Below are 18,329 nucleotides of genomic sequence, written 5' to 3' on the forward strand. Positions count from 1 at the left end.
TTTTGACAAATCTTGAAGAATGCAGTGTCCGCTTCAGCAGACAAAGGGATAAGAAAAAAGAGCAAGCCAGTCCAAAAGAACTTTAACGTCATCACAATACCCAACCTGAATCGTCTTGGTTTTTGGTCCCTAAAACCTGTCTTACACATTAGACTGCGGCTATCAGTTATTTCAATAATGTTAATGCTGTCTCGGGTCACACGAGCATCATGACGGAAGCCGACTTTAGGTTTGGGGTTTTGTTCGCTCGCCAGCCAACCGATACCTGATTTTGAACGTCCGGAACCTGCAGTTTGCAACTTGCCTCACAGTCAAATCCTCAATGTTCGGTGAAGGTCCGATAAGGGACTCAAAACGCCCGCCAAATGGCGGGCGTTTCGTTGTTTTCGCGCGTAGAACTTACATCTTCGCCTTCTCCGACTTCAGCGCCAGCCACAGGCAGTAGCACATTATCAGGACCACCAGCGTGAACGGTATCCCTGTTGAAACCGCAGCACCCTGCAGGGCGGATAGGCCACCCCCAAGCAGCAAGGCGATGGCCACCAGGCCTTCGAGCGTGCACCAGAACACACGCTGAACAACCGGCGCATCCATCTTGCCGCCTGCCGTAATCGTATCGATTACCAGCGAACCCGAGTCGGACGAGGTGACAAAGAACACCACGATCAGGATCAACGCGATGGGCGCGACGATGCCATAAAGCGGCAGCTCTTTCAGGAAGCCGAACAGCGCGCCTTCGGGGGCGTAGCTGTCGATCACGGTGGCGCGGACACCTTCCGCTCCGCCTGCGTTCAGCATGTCGATGGCGGCTCCGCCGAAGGTCGACATCCACAGGGCACAGACTGCCGTCGGGGCCAGCAGCGCGCAGAGGATGAACTCTCGCACCGTGCGTCCCTTGGAGATGCGGGCGATGAACATGCCTACAAACGGCGACCATGCGATCCACCAGGCCCAGTAGAAGGTCGTCCAGCCATGGAAATAGCTGGTGTCTTCTCGCCCGAACGGGTTCGACAGCGCCGGAAGGTGCGTCACGTAATCCACCATGACGTTGAAATACCGCGCGATGGCTGTGCCAACGCCGGTGACAACAATGACGAAAAGGAACAGGCCCACAGCCATGATCATGTTGATCTCACTCAGCCGTTTCACGCCTGCATCCATGCCCATAAGGACTGATCCCAGCGCGATCATGGTGATGCCGATGATCAGCAGCACGGTCACGGTCGGACTGGGTTCGATGCCGAACACCTCGTTCAGCCCCGCCGCAACTTGCTGCGCCCCAAGACCCAAAGAGGTCGTCAGGCCGAACAACGTCGCAAACACCGCAAGCGTGTCGATGATATGGCCCCACCAGCCCCAGACACGCTCGCCCAGGATTGGATAAAAGGCCGAGCGCAGGGTCAGTGGCAGATTCAGGTTATAGGCAAAAATCGCAAGGCTCAGACCCACAGCGGCATAGACTGCCCAGCCTTCCAGCCCCCAATGATGGATTGTGCCGACGATGCCGATGTATTCATTGCCCGGAACGGCAATATCAATGCCCAAGGGCCGCGCATTCCCGCTTTCGGCAAAGTTATAATAGACCGGCTCCATCACGCCAAAGAACAGCAGACCGATACCAATACCGGCGGCGAACATCATCGCGATCCATCCGGCATAGGAATAGTCAGGCTTGGCATCCTTGCCGCCGATCCGAACACTGCCGACCGGCAGAATGATCAGAACCAGACAAAACAGGGTAATTGCGTCGACCGAAAGAACCAGGAACCAGTCAAACGTGCTGGTCAGCCAGGGCCGGAGCCAGCCGAAGAAAGAAGCCGCAGCCTCTTGGTTGGCCAATGCGATCAGAACGAACGCAAAGATCAAAATACTCGAGATCAGAAAGACCGGGTTGTGAATATCCAGACCAAATGGCCGGACGTTATCCTGACCCAGCTCATATTCCGTTTCGAAGTCGTAAATCCGGGGGTCCGGATCCAGCATCTTCTTTGTTTGTGCCATTCGATTGCCCTTCTGTTCGCTTTTTGCAAACGCCAAGGTATTCGGTCGGCGGACGGTTATGAGATAGTTACCCCCTTGGCGCGTTTCCGTCATTTCGACCGCAGGCTGGTTCGTAAGAGCTTATACAGCCTTGCTATTTTTTCAATTGCATTCGATCTCACCTATGTTAGCGATAAAATTTTTTTGCGATTTATTATCCCCTGCCCGGAAAAAACGCCCTGTTTCACGACGTTCAGTTTCATGCCCTGACCTGAAAATTACGTACAAAAGGAAAGCTTCGATCTGTCTCAGCATGATCCGGCCGCCGGATGCGGTTTCTCTTTCCTTCCAACGCATTCTCATGTATGCGCGCGTTATCTGAGACGTTGTGCCCTGACCCTGGCACTCGAATGGAAGATAAAGTGGGGTCGGCGGCAATGGGGCCGCCATGCAAACCGGAGACCCGCAGGGGCGGGAGTGCTCCGTTCTAGGATACGCATATGTTTGATGTAACGAAGAAATCGATTCAGTGGGGCGAAGAGACGCTGACACTGGAAACCGGCAAGGTTGCCCGTCAGGCCGACGGCACCGTGATTGCCACGCTGGGCGAAACCAGCGTCATGGCCAACGTGACCTTTGCCAAGCAACAAAAGCCCGGTCAGGACTTTTTCCCGCTGACCGTACACTACCAAGAAAAATACTATGCCGCCGGTAAGGTTCCGGGTGGCTTCTTCAAGCGCGAAGCGCGCCCGACCGAAAAAGAGACGCTGACCGCGCGTCTAATCGACCGTCCGATCCGCCCGCTGTTCGTTGACGGCTTCAAGAACGAAGTTCTGGTGATGTGCACCGTGCTGTCCCACGATCTGGTCAATGACCCCGACATCGTTGCAATGATCGCTGCTTCGGCTGCCCTGACCATTTCGGGTGCCCCGTTCATGGGCCCGATCGCTGGTGCCCGTGTTGGTTTCGTGGATGGCGAATACGTCCTGAACCCGACCGTGGACGATATGCAAGACCTGCGCCTGAACCCCGAACAGCGTCTGGACCTGGTTGTGGCCGGTACCAAAGACGCCGTGATGATGGTGGAGTCGGAAGCTTATGAACTGTCCGAAGCCGAAATGCTGGGCGCCGTGACCTTTGCGCATGAGCAAATCCAGCCGGTCATCGACCTGATCATCTCGTTGGCCGAAGAAACCGCGAAAGAGCCGTTTGAGTTCGTCGCTCCCGATTACTCGGAGCTGTACGCCGCTGTTTCCGCTGCCGGTGAAGAACAGATGCGCGCCGCCTTCGCGATCACCGACAAGCAAGAGCGCACCGCCGCTGTTGCCGCTGCCCGTGAAGCGATCAAAGAAGCGCTGACCGAGGAACAGCTGGAAGACGCCAATCTTGGCTCGGCGATGAAAAAGCTGGAAGCCGGTATTCTGCGCGGTGACGTCGTCAAAGGCGGCAAGCGCATCGACGGTCGTTCGACCACCGATGTGCGCGCCATCGAAGCCGAAACCTCGCTGCTGCCCCGGACCCACGGTTCCGCCCTGTTCACCCGTGGTGAGACACAGGCGCTGGCTGTAACCACGCTGGGCACCGGTGACGACGAACAGTTCATCGACGCGCTGCATGGCAACTTCAAATCGAACTTCCTGCTGCACTACAACTTCCCTCCATATTCGGTGGGTGAAGTTGGCCGCGTTGGTTCGCCCGGCCGTCGTGAAATCGGCCACGGCAAGCTGGCATGGCGCGCGCTGCAAGCGGTTCTGCCTGCGCCAACCGACTTCCCCTATACCGTTCGCGTGGTGTCGGAGATCACGGAATCCAACGGTTCCTCCTCGATGGCTTCTGTCTGCGGTGGTTCGCTGTCGATGATGGACGCAGGTGTTCCGCTGAAAGCACCGGTTGCCGGTGTGGCCATGGGTCTGATCCTGGAAGATGATGGCGACTATGCTGTTCTGACCGACATTCTGGGTGATGAAGACCACCTGGGCGACATGGACTTCAAAGTGGCAGGTACCGAAAACGGCATCACCTCGCTGCAGATGGACATCAAGGTCGCAGGTATCACCCCGCAGATCATGGAAACCGCTCTGGCACAGGCCAAAGAGGGCCGGATGCACATTCTGGGCGAGATGGGCAAAGCCCTGTCCGAGACCAACGAATTCTCGGTCCACGCCCCGCGCATCGAAACCATGAACATCCCGACCGATAAGATCCGCGAAGTGATCGGCTCGGGCGGTAAGGTCATCCGCGAGATCGTGGAAACCTCGGGTGCTAAGGTCGACATCAACGACGACGGTGTCATCAAGATCGCATCGCCCGACGGTGAATCGATCCAGAAGGCTTATGACATGATCTATTCGATCGTGGCCGAACCGGAAGAAGGTCAGATCTACACCGGTAAAGTGGTCAAGATCGTCGATTTCGGCGCCTTCGTGAACTTCTTTGGCAAGCGCGACGGTCTGGTCCACGTGTCCCAGATCGAAAATCGCCGCCTGAACCATCCGTCAGACGTTCTGAAGGAAGGTCAGGAAGTGAAGGTCAAGCTGCTGGGCTTTGACGATCGCGGCAAGGTCCGCCTGTCGATGAAAGTCGTCGATCAGGAAACCGGCGAAGAGGTCGTTCCCGAGAAGAAAGAAAAGAAAGAAGACGCAGAGTAATCTGTAACTTTCTTCAAGCTCGAAAGGCCCCGGCACTGTCCGGGGTCTTTTTTGTTTGGAGATGTCATCAATCACGCCCCCATACTCTGGCCTTGGTAAATCAACCATTAACGATTCTTAAACGTATTAGCACAACCTTAAGGGTAATTTTGTTGCTCTTAGGGATGTTGTGCGACCGTGGCCACGATTACCGTCTATGAAATCAGTGCAGACCCGTTCAGCACGCGCAACGTCGATATCACGGCCGCGTATTCTGTTGAAGTAACTGATAACGACGCGATCCTGGATGACCCGGACCCCGACAGCACCCAATTGGATCTTTCCGGGCTGCCGGGCTTTACCGCCTCGTCTCAGAATTTCAGTACGTTCGAGACATATTCCGGAACGATCAACGGCGCGCCTGTCAGTTTCACCCTGATCCAGTTCAGCAACCCGCGCTATATCATCGTCACTTCGGGGCAGGCTGCGCTGAATGACACCATCGAAGACACCAGCTTTGGCGGCACCGCAACTTCTACCCCGTATCAGAGCCTACCCTCTTTCGTGTGTTTCACCACGGGGTCGCTGATCCTGACGCCCTCCGGGCAGCGCCAGGTGGAAGAACTGGTACCGGGGGATCCTGTCCTGACCACAGATGGGCGCATCCGGCCAGTGCGCTGGATCGGGCGACGGCATTTGTCGACGCAAGAGCTGCGTTCGTCTCCGCATCTGTGCCCAGTGCGCTTGAAGGCGGGCTGTTTCGGGCAAAACGCCCCCACGCGCGATCTGCTGGTGTCGCCGCAACATCGGGTCGCCGTGACATCAGCGATGATGGAGCTGATGCATGGCGAGACCGTGATGCTGACCCCGGCAAAGGCGTTGATCAACGGGCAAAGCATTGTACAGGACCTGCCTGCGCAGGGGGTCGAATATGTTCACATCCTTTTAGATCAGCATGAGCTGGTGAATGTCGAAGGGATCTGGTCCGAATCCTTCTATCCCGGCGACACGACCCTCAGTGCGATGGAACCTGCCACCCTGCGCAGGTTGTTCGACCTGTTCCCAGACCTGTCGCGCGGCGCGCAAGATTACGGGCCAACGGTACCGCCGGTTCTAAAACCCTTTGAGGCCGAAATTCTGAAATCAGAGCTGATGGTTCCAAATTGGCAGACAAGTCCAAACCTGCAGAAGAGGGCCGCCTGACATCATCTAGTGAAAGACGCCACTCGGCCCATGTTTCAGGACGTGCCATTGGCCATAACTGTCTTTCAAATCCAGCTTGATCGCCGCATCTGCGCGTGTTGTGGCGCTGCCGATCTCGGCCACAGAGAATTCGATGCCCCCGGGAATTTCGATGCGTACGCGATGCGCGCCCCCGCCATGTGGGGCTTCTATGGGACGACCCGTCGAGCTCAGCACATCTCCGATGGACACGTGGGCAGTACGCTCTTCCATGTCCATCTCGAACTCAATCGGCAAATAGAGAGTCTCGTGCACCTTATCGCACATGGCACGGAACACGTACCAATGCGTCGCCATCTCTTCTGTTTCTTCTCCATGAAAGACCTTTTCCAGCGCAGCGCGCTGCGCAGGGCTCGCCGCAGGATCAACAATCACCTGCATTTCCCCGCCACCTTCGAAAATCGGCCCTGGCCAGGCATAAATCAGAGCAGCTTTGGCACCGCAAAGATCAGTGTCGCCAAAATGCCCCTTGCCAATCTCAAGCACCTCGAAGCCCCGGCAATCCCCATGCGTGGGCAGTTCTTCGAATTGGCAGGGACAAGCATAACCGCAATTGCAGTTACCGAAGCTTTCTCCTTCAACATACCAATCTGTAAACGCCATGGTTCTCTCCTGCAAAGTACAGTGAAATCCCGATGGCCTTCGCCTGTGGAACAGCCCCCTTCAGCCATACTAGCACATCCCTGCGCAGATCAGAAACCAACCTGCTGCTGTCGAGCGACAACAATTTGATAAAGCGAATTATTCTATCACACGGACCCAATTTAGAGTGATCCGATGTGACAGCCCAAGCCCTTTCCATGCAACGCCAGACACACGATTTACGTGTGGAAACGTTTTGGAACAAAGGACATGATCATGGTTAGTCGTTTCATCCTGACCTCCGCCGCCCTGATGCTGGGCTCAACTGCAGCAACCGCGCAAAGCCTGGGTGACGGCACCTATGTTCAAGGCTTCATTGGCTACAGTCAGTTGCAGGACAGCAATTTCTCTGGCGCGATTGGCGGCGCGACCCAATCTGTCGATACGGATTTTGATGCAGGTTTTGGCCTGGGTGTGGCTATCGGTAAAGAGATCCCGCAGTGGTCCAACGACACGGTCGGAACGCGTATTGAACTGGAATTATCATACCGCGAAAGCGACGTGGATGGTGTAAATTTCTCGGGCAACGGTCCGGCACCGGAAGGCAATATTTCCGGCGACGTGTCGCAAACTTCGCTCTTTGCCAACGTGCTGTTCGACTTCAAACAATCCGGTGCGCTGACCCCGTTTGCTGGCTTTGGTCTGGGCGCGACTTATTCGGATCTGGATTTTGCTTACGGCCCCGGTGTGGCGCTGGATGACAGCGACACTGCTTTTGCGGCTCAGGTGATCGCTGGCGTGGCTTATGACATCAACCCGTCAACCGCCTTTACCGTAGACGCCCGCTATGCCCGCGCCTTTGATGTGTCGTCGCAGCGGTTGGCCCCGAACGGCGCTTTGACGGGAACGGTTGAAGACGACCTGGATACATTCAGCGTCAACTTCGGGCTTCGTTACAAGTTTTGATAAAATCGGGGGTTAGGTTTCTCTCCGGTTTCCCTTCCCCGTTATGCCCTCGCGCCTCTGGTGCGGGGGCATTCTGAAAAAATCGACAAAATAAAGCGCAGATCAAACATTCTGCGGATTGCCATGCGATCAGCAACCGCCAGTTGCATCCGACGCTAAACACATTTTGGGAAAAATTCCTATAGACGCGATTGGGGAGCCAACGGCCCCCCAACTTTCAGCCCGCCTTAGGACGGTGCTTTGGTCTTGCGCAGATATGGGAAGATCGTCTCAAACTCGCCAAACTTGGCCTTGGCATCTTCGTTGGAAACGGTCGGCGGGATAATTACGTCCTCGCCCGGAACCCAATTGGCCGGTGTCGCAACACCCTTGGCTGACATCTGCAGCCCGTCCAGCGCACGCAGGATCTCGGCAAAGTTCCGGCCCACGGTCATCGGATAGGTCATCGACAGCTTCAGTTGCTTGTCCGGGCCGATGATGAAGACTGAACGCACAGTGGCGCTGTCTGCAGGAGTGCGACCGTCCGGCAGATACGCTTCAGCGGGCAGCATATCGAAGGCTTTGGACACAGCCAGTCCGTCATCGGCGATGATCGGGAAACCAGGATTGGCTTTGCCGTATTCTTCGATGTCTTTTTTCCACTTCTTGTGGTCCTCGACCCCGTCGACCGAAACACCGATCACCTTGGTGTTGCGCGCAGCCCATTCGTCATTCAGTTGCGCAACGGCAGAAAACTCGGTGGTGCAAACAGGCGTGAAATCCTTTGGGTGCGAGAACAGAATGGCCCAGCTGTCGCCGATCCAGTCGTGAAACTGAACGGTACCCTGATCCGTTTCTGCTATGAAATTTGGGACGGTATCGTTGATGCGCAAACCCATGGGGCATCTCCTTTCCTGTTAAAAACCTGAGTCGGTTGCTTGGAACCTAATCACTTTGCGCGCAGGTTAAACCATCCTATGCGTCTAGGGATAAGGAATTTACAGACCTCCCAAGAAAATAATTTGATCAAATTCACTATTGCCCAGTCTAAGTATGGGTGACAGAGTGTGTCCGAAACACCGATTTAAGGCTGAACCTTCAGGAGGGCGCACGATGATCGAAAAACGGGATTTCTATATTAACGGTCATTGGGTCGCGCCGTCGCAGCCCAATGATTTCGAGGTCATAAACCCCTCGACCGAAGAACCCTGCGCAGTGATTTCGCTTGGCGCGGAAGCCGACACAAATGCAGCCGTCGCGGCGGCCAAGGCCGCCCTTCCCGGCTGGATGGAAACCCCGGTGGAAACCCGCATAGCGCTGGTTGAAAAACTGGTGGATCTTTATGCGGCGCGGTCCGAGGATCTGGCGCAAGCCATGTCGCTTGAGATGGGGGCGCCCATCGATCTGGCCCGTTCGGCGCAGGCTGGGGCGGGCATCTACCATCTGAAGAACTTCATTCGCGCTGCCAAAGCATTCGAGTTTGAGCGCCCGCTTGGAGATCACGCACCAAATGACCGGATCATTTACGAGGCTGTTGGCGTTGCCGCGCTGATCACACCCTGGAACTGGCCGATGAACCAGATCACGCTCAAGGTTGGCGCGGCGGCAATTGCGGGCTGTACGATGGTTTTGAAACCGTCAGAGCAAAGCCCGTTGAACGCGATGATCTTTGCCGAGATGATGGACGAGGCAGGCTTCCCACCCGGTGTGTTCAATCTGGTCAACGGTGACGGGGTGGGCGTTGGCTCTCAGCTATCGGGCCATAAGGATGTCGATATGGTCAGCTTTACCGGCTCAACCCGTGCTGGCACGGCGATTTCGAAGAACGCAGCCGAAACGCTCAAAAAAGTGCATCTGGAATTGGGCGGCAAAGGTGCCAATGTGGTCTTTGAGGACGCCGACGAGAAGGCGGTCAAACGCGGCGTGCTGCACATGATGCAAAACACCGGCCAAAGCTGTAACGCCCCCAGCCGGATGCTTGTTCAACGCCCGATCTACGACAAGGCAGTGGAAACGGCGGCCGAGGTTGCCAACATGGTCAAGGTTGGCCCCGCAATGGAAGAGGGCCGCCATATCGGTCCGGTGGTGAATGAGGTTCAGTGGACCAAGATTCAGGATCTGATTCAAAAGGGCATTGACGAAGGCGCGCGTTTGGTCGCCGGTGGCACCGGACGGCCCGAGGGGCTGAACAAGGGCTACTATATCCGCCCGACGGTTTTTGCCGACGCCAACAACCAGATGACCATCGCACGCGAAGAGATCTTTGGTCCGGTTCTGACCATGATCCCCTTCGACACCGAAGAAGAAGCCATCGAGATAGCCAACGACACGCCCTATGGCCTGACCAACTATGTTCAGACCCAAGACGGCGCGCGAGCCAATCGCATGGCGCGGGTCTTACGCTCGGGCATGGTTGAAATGAATGGTCAATCACGCAGCGCGGGCTCTCCGTTCGGCGGCATGAAGCAATCTGGCAACGGGCGCGAAGGCGGTGTCTTTGGTCTGGAAGACTTTCTGGAAATCAAAGCCGTCGGCGGCTGGGCTGCAGAATAAGCCAGATTGCAACGTGAACCAAGCGTGAGGCACCTTAGGATGCCTCACTCTATGTCTCAGGCATCCGCCTGAGCAGCTTCGTACGCCAGCATGGCCCGCTTTACCGGTAGGCCCCAGTGATAGCCGCCAAGGCCACCCGATTTGCGCAGCGCGCGGTGACAGGGGATCAACCAACTAACCGGGTTACGCCCAACTGCCGTTCCCACCGCACGCACGGCTTGTGGCGAGCCTACGCGCTGCGCGATCTCGGAATAGGTGGTGACTTGTCCTGATGGGATATGCATCAACGCTTCCCACACTTTGATCTGCAGGGGCGATCCGATCAGGTAAAGCGGCGTTGGTTCCAGCCGGTTGCTGGCAGCCCCAAAAGCGCTGAGCACCCAAGGACGCAAACGCATCGGATCCTCGACGAAATCCGCTTTGGGCCAGCGCGAAATCATGTCCTCCATCGCGGCCTCTTCCCCGGTCTCTGCCCCAAAGGCCATGCCGCAGATACCTTTGTCTGTTCCCATGACAAGCGCAGGACCAAAGGGGCATTCGAACCAACCCCAATAGATCGTGAGACCTTCACCCTTGCGGGCGTATTCGCCGGGACTCATGGATTCCCATTTCAGGAACAAATCATGCAGGCGTCCGCTGCCCGAGAGGCCAACGTTATGTGCCGTTTCCAGCGTGGTGAATCGTTCCCGCAGTAATGCCTTTGCATGGCCTAGTGTCAGGTACTGCTGGTATCTCTTCGGTGACACCCCAGTCCAACGCGAGAACAGACGTTGGAAATGGGCCGGGCTCATATCCATCTGGTGGGCCAGCTCATCAAGGCTAAGGCCCTCGCCGCCCTGATCGATCAGATCGATCGCGCGGCGCATGACGTTGTAGTGGTATCCGCTTTCCGGGGTCTGGACATTCATGGTTCCACCTCATTTCCTGACAAAACCATAGCGCGCAGGCCACGCCCAAGCGACCCGGAACTTGCGCATTGGCTTTGGGCTTGTGTCACGGGACCTTGGGCGGCATTAAGGCCCGGATGGCAAAGCAACTCGATTATCATACGATCCGCGAGATCTTTACGCGCTTTCAGGACGCCGACCGCGAACCCAAGGGCGAGCTGGAGCATGTGAACGTCTATACCCTGGTCGTGGCCGTGGCGCTGTCGGCGCAAGCGACCGACGCTGGCGTCAACAAAGCCACGCGCGAGCTGTTCAAGATCGCCGACACACCACAAAAGATGCTGGACCTGGGCGAACAGGGTCTGATCGAACATATCAAGACCATAGGCCTGTTCCGCCAAAAGGCGAAGAATGTCATCAAACTCAGCCGAATTCTGGTCGAAGACTATGATGGCGAGGTGCCCAACTCACGCGCCGCGTTGCAATCCCTACCCGGTGTAGGACGCAAGACGGCCAATGTGGTGCTGAACATGTGGTGGCGGCAACCCGCGCAGGCGGTTGATACGCACATCTTTCGCGTGGGCAACCGAACCGGCATCTGCCCCGGCAAAGACGTAGACGCGGTCGAGCGCGCCATCGAGGACAATATTCCGGCCGACTTCCAACTCCATGCGCATCACTGGTTGATCCTGCATGGCCGGTACCATTGCAAAGCGCGCAAACCGCAATGCCCGACCTGCATCATCCGTGATCTCTGTCAATTCGAGGACAAAACCCAATGAAAACTTACCAGCTGACCGGCATAGGGAATGCCGTTGTAGACGTGATTTCCCAGGCCGATGACAGTTTCCTGGAACTGATGGGTATCGAGAAAGGCATCATGCAGCTGATCGAGCAGGAGCGTGGCGAGGTGCTGTACGCCTCGATGGAAGGCCGCGTGCAGACGCCGGGCGGGTCCGTCGCCAACACGATTGCAGGTGCAGGTGCCCTTGGACTGGACGCTGCCTTTATCGGGCGCGTGCATGACGACGCGCTGGGGCGGTTCTATGCGGATGCGATGAACGAGGACGGCGTCGATTTCGTGAACCCCCCGGTCCCGGGAGGAGAGCTGCCGACCTCGCGTTCGATGATCTTTGTGTCGCCCGATGGCGAGCGGTCGATGAACACTTATCTGGGGATTTCGTCCGAGCTGTCTTCGCAGGACGTTTCGGATGATGTTGCAGGCAACAGCCAGATCATGTTCCTCGAAGGTTATCTGTTCGACAAAGAAAAAGGCAAAGCCGCGTTTCTTGAAGCTGCACGTGCCTGTCATAAGGGTGGTGGCAAGGCCGGTATCGCCATTTCCGACCCGTTCTGCGTGGAACGTCACCGGGTCGATTTCCTGTTGCTGATCGAGAATGAGCTGGATTTCGTGATCGGCAACGAGGCCGAGATCAAATCTCTGTTCGAAACCGACGACTTGGAGGAAGCGCTGGCCAAAACAGCCGCAATCTGTCCGCTGGTGGTCTGCACCCGGTCAGGCGACGGTGTCACTGTTCTGAGTGGTGACAACCGCATTGACGTGCCGGTTGAAAAGATTGTGCCCGTGGATGCAACAGGTGCTGGCGATCAGTTTGCTGCGGGCTTCCTGTTTGGCATGGCCACAGGTCGAGATTACGAGACTTGTGCAAAGATCGGCAATGTCTGTGCCCGCGAAGTCATCAGCCATATCGGTCCGCGCCCCGAGGCAAACATGCAGGAATTGCTGCGCGCCGAAGGGTTGCTCTGACCTCGGATCGAATCCTTTTCACAAAATGGATTGGGGCGTCAGCGCCCCAACCCTACCCTTTAGTTAGAAAACAGCGCCAGCCAGATTCCGACGAACATCAGAACCCCACCCAGGTTCACCCAGACGTGTCAAATCGCATAACGAAACGGCAGTGTCTTTTGGGCGTAAAACATCGTTCCAACGACATAGCTGACTGCACCGCCCGCAATGCACCAAAGGGTGGCTGCGGGAACGGTGGTCATGTCTGGGATTGCGCCTAAACCGATACCACCCAAACCAAGGTATGACGCCGTCGACCATCGCGACTTAACCGTCTCTTTCGCGATCTTGTTCCAGACGGCTGCGATGGTCAGCCCCCAGCACACCCAAAGCAAGGTCATGGTCCACGCCGTGCCCGCCTGAACGAAGAATGGTGTGAACGTCCCGCAGATACTGGGATAAATCGCGGCGTGGTCGATACGGCGCAACAACTTGCGACGGTCATGCCAGGGCGCGAAATGATAGGCACAAGACGCAAGGTTCGACGCTAGCGCGCAAAGAACATAAACGATGACTGCAAAAAGCAGCGCGACATCCAGACGCTGATAGGCGTTCACGATCAGCAAACCCCCAGCCGTCAGGATCAAGGACAACCCGATCACATGGACAACCATGTCTGCGGTGCGATGCGCGCGTATTGGGCTGGGATAGGTTGTTTGCATCATGACTGGCCAGTTAAAAACAGCTCTGCGCTAAAGTCCCGCCAAAAGGATGTCCAACTTTCCCAAGCGTCACTTATACGAGCCGAGGTGGTCTTCAAAAGCCGCCAGCACTTGCTCGTACACGTCCCGTTTGAACGGTACGATCTCGTCGATCAACCGATCAGGCGCTTGCCATTTCCATTGTGAAAACTCTGGGTGGTCGGTTTCGATGTTGATCTGGTCATCCTTACCGACAAAGCGCAGTAGGAACCATTTCTGCTCTTGCCCGCGATAGCGCCCTTTCCAGATCCTGGGCACGATGTCCTGCGGCAGATCGTAGAGCAGCCAACCGTCGGTTTCGGCCACGATCTCCACCAGGTCCGAGGTTACCCCGGTTTCCTCCCACAACTCGCGCAGGGCCGCATCGCGCGGGTCTTCGCCTTTGTCCACGCCGCCCTGCGGCATCTGCCACGCGTCTTTGTGGCGATCATTGCGCTGACCCACAAAAATCCTGCCGTCCGCATTTATCAGCATTAGCCCCACACATGGGCGATAGGGTAGCTTGGCGATGTCTTCGGGGGTCATAGGGGGCCTCATCGGATTGTTCCGCCAACCTCTAACAACCACAGGGGCAACAGCAAAGAGGGTGACGTGGGGTTTCGCGTGACAAAGTTGACGCGAAGGTCAATCTAACTCGCATATTCGGGAGGGAGAGTTTCGCCATGACTGCGTACCCAAACATGCTGGCCCCGCTGGATCTGGGCTTTACCACCTTGAAGAACCGCGTGCTGATGGGCTCGATGCATACGGGGCTTGAGGAAACCGGTGACTGGAACCGGGTGGCAGAATTCTATGCGGACCGGGCGCGCGGCGGCGTGGCGCTTATGGTGACAGGTGGCATTGGTCCGAATCTTGAGGGCTCGGTTCTGCCTGGCGCGTCGATGATGACCAATGAAAAAGAGGTGGCGAGCCATTCCATCGTGACCCAGCGGGTGCACGAAGCAGGCGGCAAGATTGCGATGCAGATCCTGCACGCAGGCCGCTATGCCTATGGCCCGAAATGCGTAGCCCCAAGCCCGGTGAAATCCCCTATCTCACCCTTTCCGCCAAATGAGCTGGATGAAGACGGCATCGAAAAACAGATCAGCGACATCGTGAACGCCGCCGTTCTGGCCCAACAGGCGGGCTATGACGGGGTCGAGATCATGGGGTCTGAAGGGTATTTCCTGAACCAGTTCCTTGTGACCCATACCAACAAACGCACAGACCGCTGGGGCGGGTCCTACGAAAACAGAATGCGCCTGCCGATTGAGGTCGTGCGCCGCACGCGCGAGGCCGTTGGCCGCGATTTCATCATCATCTACCGCCTTTCGATGATTGATCTGGTCCCCAATGGTTCAACCCATGAAGAAGTGGTGCAACTGGCGCAAGAAGTAGAAAAGGCCGGTGCCACAATCATCAATACTGGCATTGGTTGGCACGAGGCGCGGATTCCGACCATCGCCACCAGCGTCCCGCGTGCAGCCTTTGCTTGGGTGACGAAAAAGTTGATGGGCAAGGTTTCGATACCTGTGATCACCTCAAACCGGATCAACACGCCCGAGGTCGCCGAAGAGGTCTTGGCCACCGGCTGTGCCGATATGGTTTCGATGGCCCGCCCGATGCTGGCGGACGCGGATTTTGTCAACAAAGCAATCGCAGGACAATCTGCGCAGATCGCGCCTTGCATCGCCTGCAACCAGGCCTGTTTGGACCATACATTCAGCGGCAAACTGACGACATGCCTGGTCAATCCCCGCGCCTGTCATGAGACTGAGCTGGTGATTGAGCCCGCCACAACGCAGAAAAACGTTGCCATTGTCGGTGCGGGCCCCGCCGGTCTGTCCACGGCCATGACAGCCGCCCAGCGTGGTCACGACGTGACTTTGTTTGACCGCGCCGCAGAGATTGGCGGACAGTTGAACATGGCCAAACAGGTGCCGGGCAAGGAAGAGTTCTGGGGGCTGGTCGACTGGTATCGCACAATGATGGCCGATCTGGGCGTGAAGGTGGAATTGAACCGTGAGGTCAGCGCCGACGACCTGGCCGGCTTTGACGAAGTGATCATCGCAACCGGCGTCACCCCGCGTGATCCACAGATTCCCGGGCAGGATCGGAAAAATGTCCTCAGCTATATCGACGTGCTGCGTGGCAAGGCCGAAGTCGGCGAATCTGTCGCCGTGATCGGTGCAGGTGGCATCGGCTTTGACGTCTCCGAATTTCTTTTGGAGGACGGGCACAGCGCAACCACCGACTTGCCGCTTTGGATGAAGGAATGGGGCGTGACAGACCCGGCCGAGCACCGCTCGGGCCTTGCGCCAGAAGGGCCTCAACCCAGCGCGCCAGCGCGTCAGGTCACATTGCTACAGCGCAAGAAACAGGCACACGGCAAGGGATTGGGCAAAACCACTGGCTGGATTCACCGTGCAGCGTTGAAGATGAAAAACGTCAACTTCGTGGGCGGCGTGAACTATGAGCGCATTGATGACGACGGCCTGCATGTCAGCTTTGGCGAAGACCGTGCAGACCCCACAGTGATCTCGGCGGATACGATCGTTTTGTGTGCCGGGCAGGTTTCAGACCGGTCGCTCGCGGACGCACTGATCGAACGCGGCGTTACCCCGCACGTAATCGGCGGTGCGGATGTAGCGGCCGAACTGGACGCCAAACGGGCGATCAATCAAGGAACACGATTGGCGGCCGAGCTTTAAGCTTGGTCAGTCGGACAGCGCAAGTTTTACCCCAAGCGCGCCGAAGGCTGTTGCAAAACAACGTTTGATCCAGGCCATCACTGACGGGCGGTGGATTATGTAGTCCCGCGCCAAGGCCGCGCAGGCCCCGTAGGCGATGAATACAACAAAGGTCATCGCCATGAACGCAAGCGCCAGTTGCACCAAAGCCAGCCCCGCATCGCTTGTGTCGGCGGGCAGGAATTGCGGCAGGAACGCAAGGAAGAACAAAGACAACTTAGGGTTCAAAACGTTGATAAGCGTGCCGGTCGTCGCAATCTTTAGGTAGCCTTTACCGGATTTTTCGGCGCTCACTTCCATCGCACCGCCCTCACGTACGATTCCCCACGCCATATAGAACAGGTAGAGCACGCCAAGGTATTTGAGCACCTGAAAGGCCAGCGCGCTTGTATGCAGCAAAGCGGCCAGGCCGATAATGCTGGCTACAGCGGCGGGCACGATGCCAAGTATACAGCCTGCTGCTGCCGCGACGCTGGCGCGAAATCCTCGGCCAAGCCCAATGGCCAGCGTGTAGATGACGCCGGTACCCGGCAACAGAACAACGATCAAGGACGTAAGAAGAAACTCAAGCGACATGAAACCCCCCGAACACGCGCCGGAGAGTTCCCCACATCAACGCGAAAGTAAACAGGCCCGTGGTTGCTTATTCGACGGTAATCGTAATCACCTCGGACACAATCGGCGGGTTATGCGGCACATGGCCCGCGTCCCCCAGCACCAGTTGCAACGTGTGCTGACCAGGGGGCAGGTCCAGTGTCACCTCGGTCTGACCGCCTCCGAAGTGCATGTGGTTGTCGTCGGCGGGCAGGCCATAGGCCAGCTCATCTGCGCCGTCATCACCCTCACCAATTGGTGGGCGGTTAAGCAGCAAGTGGTGGTGGCCGGTGTTTTCCTTCTCGGTCCCTGCCGGAGCGACACCCATTCCGCTGAGGCCAAAGACAACCGTAACCGGCGATTGCACTGCGTCACCGTCTGACAAATTGACGAAATAGACCTTTGCTTCGGGATTCGAAGGCGTTTCACCCCCGGCGTGTGCGAAACCCGCAAAAAGGCAAAAGGCAGCGATGGTGAAAACGGTCTTCATGGTCTCCTCCCTTGTCACAAAAATGCCATTCTCAAACTAATAGATTAGTCCAATTGGCCAAAAAACACAGCCACACAGGGGCTGCGGCGCATTTGGAAACCACTGTTTCTGCGTTTCCCATACGCAAACGATCCGATTCAAATCCCTGATATTATCCCATGTATGCCCCGTTTCCGCCCAGATTCAGCGCCATAGTCAGGGAGGAAATCAAGATCTGGGGAACAAGTATGGACCGACTGACTGAAATGGAAGCCTTCGCCAATGTGGTGGACCAAGGTGGCTTCACCGATGCGGCCAAAAAGATGGGCATCTCCAAATCCGCCGTGTCCAAACATGTCTCGAGCCTCGAAGCGCGTCTGGGGGCCCGGTTGCTGAACCGCACCACGCGTCGGGTGTCGCCGACAGAAATCGGCCTTGCCTATTATGACCGCGCACGGCGCGTTCTGAATGACGCGGGCGAGGCAGATTCGCTGGTCACCTCAATGCAATCGGCCCCATCTGGCCTGTTGCGCATCAGCGTTGCCACGGATTTCGGCGTGAATCACCTGTCCCCCGTTCTGTCCGAGTTCCTGGCCGCCTATCCCGACATCACCGTGAACATGGTTCTGAACAACCGTTATGTCGAACTGATTTCCGAAGGTTTTGACGTGGCCGTCCGCATTGGAGAGCTGGAAGACAGCACGTTGCGCGCCCGTAAACTGACTGAAACCGTGAAGCGCATGGTGGTTGCGCCCAGCTACATAGAGCGCTTCGGTCGCCCGCAGAAGATTGATGATCTAAACGAACACAAGCTGCTGCACTATTCCAGCCAGTCCTCGGGCAATGTCTGGAAACTGACGGCACCTTCGGGTGAAAAGCGTCAGGTGCGCACTGCGGGCTGGCTGAGCGTGAATGACGGGCAGTCGCTGCTGAACGCGGCCATCTCGGGGCTGGGGATCGCGTATCTGCCCAGCTATCTTTATGCCGATGCGCTGAAATCAGGGCAGGTGGTCGACGCCATGCCATCACTGCCGGATGAGGTTCAGGGCATCTATGCCGTCTACCCACCCGGCCGCTTCACACAACCCAAAGTTCGGGCCTTCATCGACTTCCTGGTCAATTCCTACCACGACAAAGGCCCGATGGACTGGTAATTCTCCCTGAAGACCAACCTATGACCCGCATGTCAAAGTGCGGGTCTTTTTTTGCCTTC

16 protein-coding genes are annotated in these 18,329 nt (G+C 56.9%); 8 read left to right on the forward strand and 8 right to left on the reverse strand.

What is annotated here, in order from left to right; translation table 11 throughout:
• Positions 1–399: 399 nt before the first annotated feature.
• The gene (locus GS632_RS01140; protein ID WP_171178228.1) at positions 400–2,001 is read right to left on the reverse strand and encodes a BCCT family transporter; all 1,602 of its coding nucleotides are present in this window, start codon (positions 1,999–2,001) and stop codon (positions 400–402) included.
• Between the two features lie 479 nt (positions 2,002–2,480).
• On the opposite strand from GS632_RS01140, the gene pnp reads away from it, so the two are divergent.
• Together pnp and GS632_RS01150 are read left to right on the forward strand one after the other, a co-directional pair.
• Positions 2,481–4,628, forward strand: a complete 2,148-nt coding sequence (gene pnp, locus GS632_RS01145) for a polyribonucleotide nucleotidyltransferase (RefSeq protein ID WP_171178230.1) — start codon at positions 2,481–2,483, stop codon at positions 4,626–4,628.
• 177 nt (positions 4,629–4,805) lie between these two features.
• A complete protein-coding gene (locus GS632_RS01150) occupies positions 4,806–5,810 on the forward strand; it encodes a Hint domain-containing protein (protein WP_171721688.1) in 1,005 nt (334 codons plus the stop codon).
• Positions 5,811–5,816: 6 nt separating this feature from the next.
• Here GS632_RS01150 and GS632_RS01155 read toward each other — a convergent pair whose 3' ends face one another.
• Entirely contained in the window at positions 5,817–6,452 is a 636-nt protein-coding gene (locus GS632_RS01155) for a DUF1326 domain-containing protein (protein ID WP_171178234.1), read from the reverse strand.
• A gap of 255 nt (positions 6,453–6,707) precedes the next feature.
• Here GS632_RS01155 and GS632_RS01160 point away from each other — a divergent pair, with 255 nt between their 5' ends.
• On the forward strand, positions 6,708–7,397 hold the full coding sequence (locus GS632_RS01160; RefSeq protein ID WP_171721687.1) for an outer membrane protein: 690 nt from the start codon (positions 6,708–6,710) through the stop codon (positions 7,395–7,397).
• Positions 7,398–7,624: 227 nt separating this feature from the next.
• Here GS632_RS01160 and GS632_RS01165 read toward each other — a convergent pair whose 3' ends face one another.
• Positions 7,625–8,275 carry a peroxiredoxin gene (locus tag GS632_RS01165; RefSeq protein ID WP_171721686.1) on the reverse strand — a complete coding sequence of 217 codons (651 nt, stop codon included), beginning with the start codon at positions 8,273–8,275 and terminating at the stop codon, positions 7,625–7,627.
• Positions 8,276–8,489: 214 nt separating this feature from the next.
• On the opposite strand from GS632_RS01165, the gene GS632_RS01170 reads away from it, so the two are divergent.
• A complete protein-coding gene (locus tag GS632_RS01170) occupies positions 8,490–9,929 on the forward strand; it encodes an aldehyde dehydrogenase family protein (protein ID WP_171721685.1) in 1,440 nt (479 codons plus the stop codon).
• Positions 9,930–9,985: 56 nt separating this feature from the next.
• Here GS632_RS01170 and GS632_RS01175 read toward each other — a convergent pair whose 3' ends face one another.
• Positions 9,986–10,837, reverse strand: a complete 852-nt coding sequence (locus GS632_RS01175; protein WP_171721684.1) for a bifunctional helix-turn-helix domain-containing protein/methylated-DNA--[protein]-cysteine S-methyltransferase — start codon at positions 10,835–10,837, stop codon at positions 9,986–9,988.
• A gap of 116 nt (positions 10,838–10,953) precedes the next feature.
• On the opposite strand from GS632_RS01175, the gene nth reads away from it, so the two are divergent.
• Together nth and GS632_RS01185 are read left to right on the forward strand one after the other, a co-directional pair.
• A complete protein-coding gene (gene nth, locus GS632_RS01180; protein ID WP_171620197.1) occupies positions 10,954–11,598 on the forward strand; it encodes an endonuclease III in 645 nt (214 codons plus the stop codon).
• The gene (locus GS632_RS01185) at positions 11,595–12,584 is read left to right on the forward strand and encodes an adenosine kinase (RefSeq protein ID WP_171237946.1); all 990 of its coding nucleotides are present in this window, start codon (positions 11,595–11,597) and stop codon (positions 12,582–12,584) included. The genes nth and GS632_RS01185 overlap by 4 nt, the downstream gene beginning before the upstream one ends.
• A 128-nt stretch (positions 12,585–12,712) precedes the next feature.
• Here the strand turns inward: GS632_RS01185 and GS632_RS01190 are convergent, their stop codons facing one another.
• On the reverse strand, positions 12,713–13,288 hold the full coding sequence (locus GS632_RS01190; protein WP_253284407.1) for a hemolysin III family protein: 576 nt from the start codon (positions 13,286–13,288) through the stop codon (positions 12,713–12,715).
• 66 nt (positions 13,289–13,354) lie between these two features.
• Positions 13,355–13,849: an RNA pyrophosphohydrolase gene (locus GS632_RS01195; protein WP_171178252.1), complete on the reverse strand. Its 495-nt coding sequence runs from the start codon at positions 13,847–13,849 to the stop codon at positions 13,355–13,357.
• Positions 13,850–13,986: 137 nt separating this feature from the next.
• Here GS632_RS01195 and GS632_RS01200 point away from each other — a divergent pair, with 137 nt between their 5' ends.
• A complete protein-coding gene (locus GS632_RS01200) occupies positions 13,987–16,014 on the forward strand; it encodes an NADPH-dependent 2,4-dienoyl-CoA reductase (protein ID WP_171620201.1) in 2,028 nt (675 codons plus the stop codon).
• Between the two features lie 6 nt (positions 16,015–16,020).
• Here GS632_RS01200 and GS632_RS01205 read toward each other — a convergent pair whose 3' ends face one another.
• Both GS632_RS01205 and GS632_RS01210 read right to left on the reverse strand, forming a co-directional pair.
• A complete protein-coding gene (locus GS632_RS01205) occupies positions 16,021–16,629 on the reverse strand; it encodes a LysE family translocator (protein ID WP_171721683.1) in 609 nt (202 codons plus the stop codon).
• A gap of 67 nt (positions 16,630–16,696) precedes the next feature.
• Complete coding sequence (locus GS632_RS01210; protein ID WP_171178257.1) at positions 16,697–17,137, reverse strand: DUF4399 domain-containing protein; 441 nt, start codon at positions 17,135–17,137, stop codon at positions 16,697–16,699.
• Positions 17,138–17,364: 227 nt separating this feature from the next.
• On the opposite strand from GS632_RS01210, the gene GS632_RS01215 reads away from it, so the two are divergent.
• The gene (locus GS632_RS01215) at positions 17,365–18,270 is read left to right on the forward strand and encodes a LysR family transcriptional regulator (protein WP_171178259.1); all 906 of its coding nucleotides are present in this window, start codon (positions 17,365–17,367) and stop codon (positions 18,268–18,270) included.
• Positions 18,271–18,329: the final 59 nt, after the last annotated feature.

The sequence above is a fragment of the Ruegeria sp. HKCCD7296 genome (assembly GCF_013110775.1).
In the GTDB taxonomy this organism is placed as follows: Bacteria; Pseudomonadota; Alphaproteobacteria; order Rhodobacterales; family Rhodobacteraceae; genus Ruegeria.

What these genes read in the sequence shown, in the direction of transcription:
- GS632_RS01210 (WP_171178257.1), bottom strand. Translation starts at nt 17,137, where the DNA reads ATGAAGACCGTTTTCACCATCGCTGCCTTTTGCCTTTTTGCGGGTTTC.
- GS632_RS01165 (WP_171721686.1), bottom strand. Translation starts at nt 8,275, where the DNA reads ATGGGTTTGCGCATCAACGATACCGTCCCAAATTTCATAGCAGAAACG.
- GS632_RS01155 (WP_171178234.1), bottom strand. Translation starts at nt 6,452, where the DNA reads ATGGCGTTTACAGATTGGTATGTTGAAGGAGAAAGCTTCGGTAACTGC.
- GS632_RS01140 (WP_171178228.1), bottom strand. Translation starts at nt 2,001, where the DNA reads ATGGCACAAACAAAGAAGATGCTGGATCCGGACCCCCGGATTTACGAC.
- GS632_RS01215 (WP_171178259.1), top strand. Translation starts at nt 17,365, where the DNA reads ATGGACCGACTGACTGAAATGGAAGCCTTCGCCAATGTGGTGGACCAA.
- GS632_RS01170 (WP_171721685.1), top strand. Translation starts at nt 8,490, where the DNA reads ATGATCGAAAAACGGGATTTCTATATTAACGGTCATTGGGTCGCGCCG.
- GS632_RS01160 (WP_171721687.1), top strand. Translation starts at nt 6,708, where the DNA reads ATGGTTAGTCGTTTCATCCTGACCTCCGCCGCCCTGATGCTGGGCTCA.
- pnp (WP_171178230.1), top strand. Translation starts at nt 2,481, where the DNA reads ATGTTTGATGTAACGAAGAAATCGATTCAGTGGGGCGAAGAGACGCTG.
- GS632_RS01195 (WP_171178252.1), bottom strand. Translation starts at nt 13,849, where the DNA reads ATGACCCCCGAAGACATCGCCAAGCTACCCTATCGCCCATGTGTGGGG.
- GS632_RS01200 (WP_171620201.1), top strand. Translation starts at nt 13,987, where the DNA reads ATGACTGCGTACCCAAACATGCTGGCCCCGCTGGATCTGGGCTTTACC.
- GS632_RS01185 (WP_171237946.1), top strand. Translation starts at nt 11,595, where the DNA reads ATGAAAACTTACCAGCTGACCGGCATAGGGAATGCCGTTGTAGACGTG.
- GS632_RS01190 (WP_253284407.1), bottom strand. Translation starts at nt 13,288, where the DNA reads ATGATGCAAACAACCTATCCCAGCCCAATACGCGCGCATCGCACCGCA.
- GS632_RS01175 (WP_171721684.1), bottom strand. Translation starts at nt 10,837, where the DNA reads ATGAATGTCCAGACCCCGGAAAGCGGATACCACTACAACGTCATGCGC.
- GS632_RS01205 (WP_171721683.1), bottom strand. Translation starts at nt 16,629, where the DNA reads ATGTCGCTTGAGTTTCTTCTTACGTCCTTGATCGTTGTTCTGTTGCCG.
- nth (WP_171620197.1), top strand. Translation starts at nt 10,954, where the DNA reads ATGGCAAAGCAACTCGATTATCATACGATCCGCGAGATCTTTACGCGC.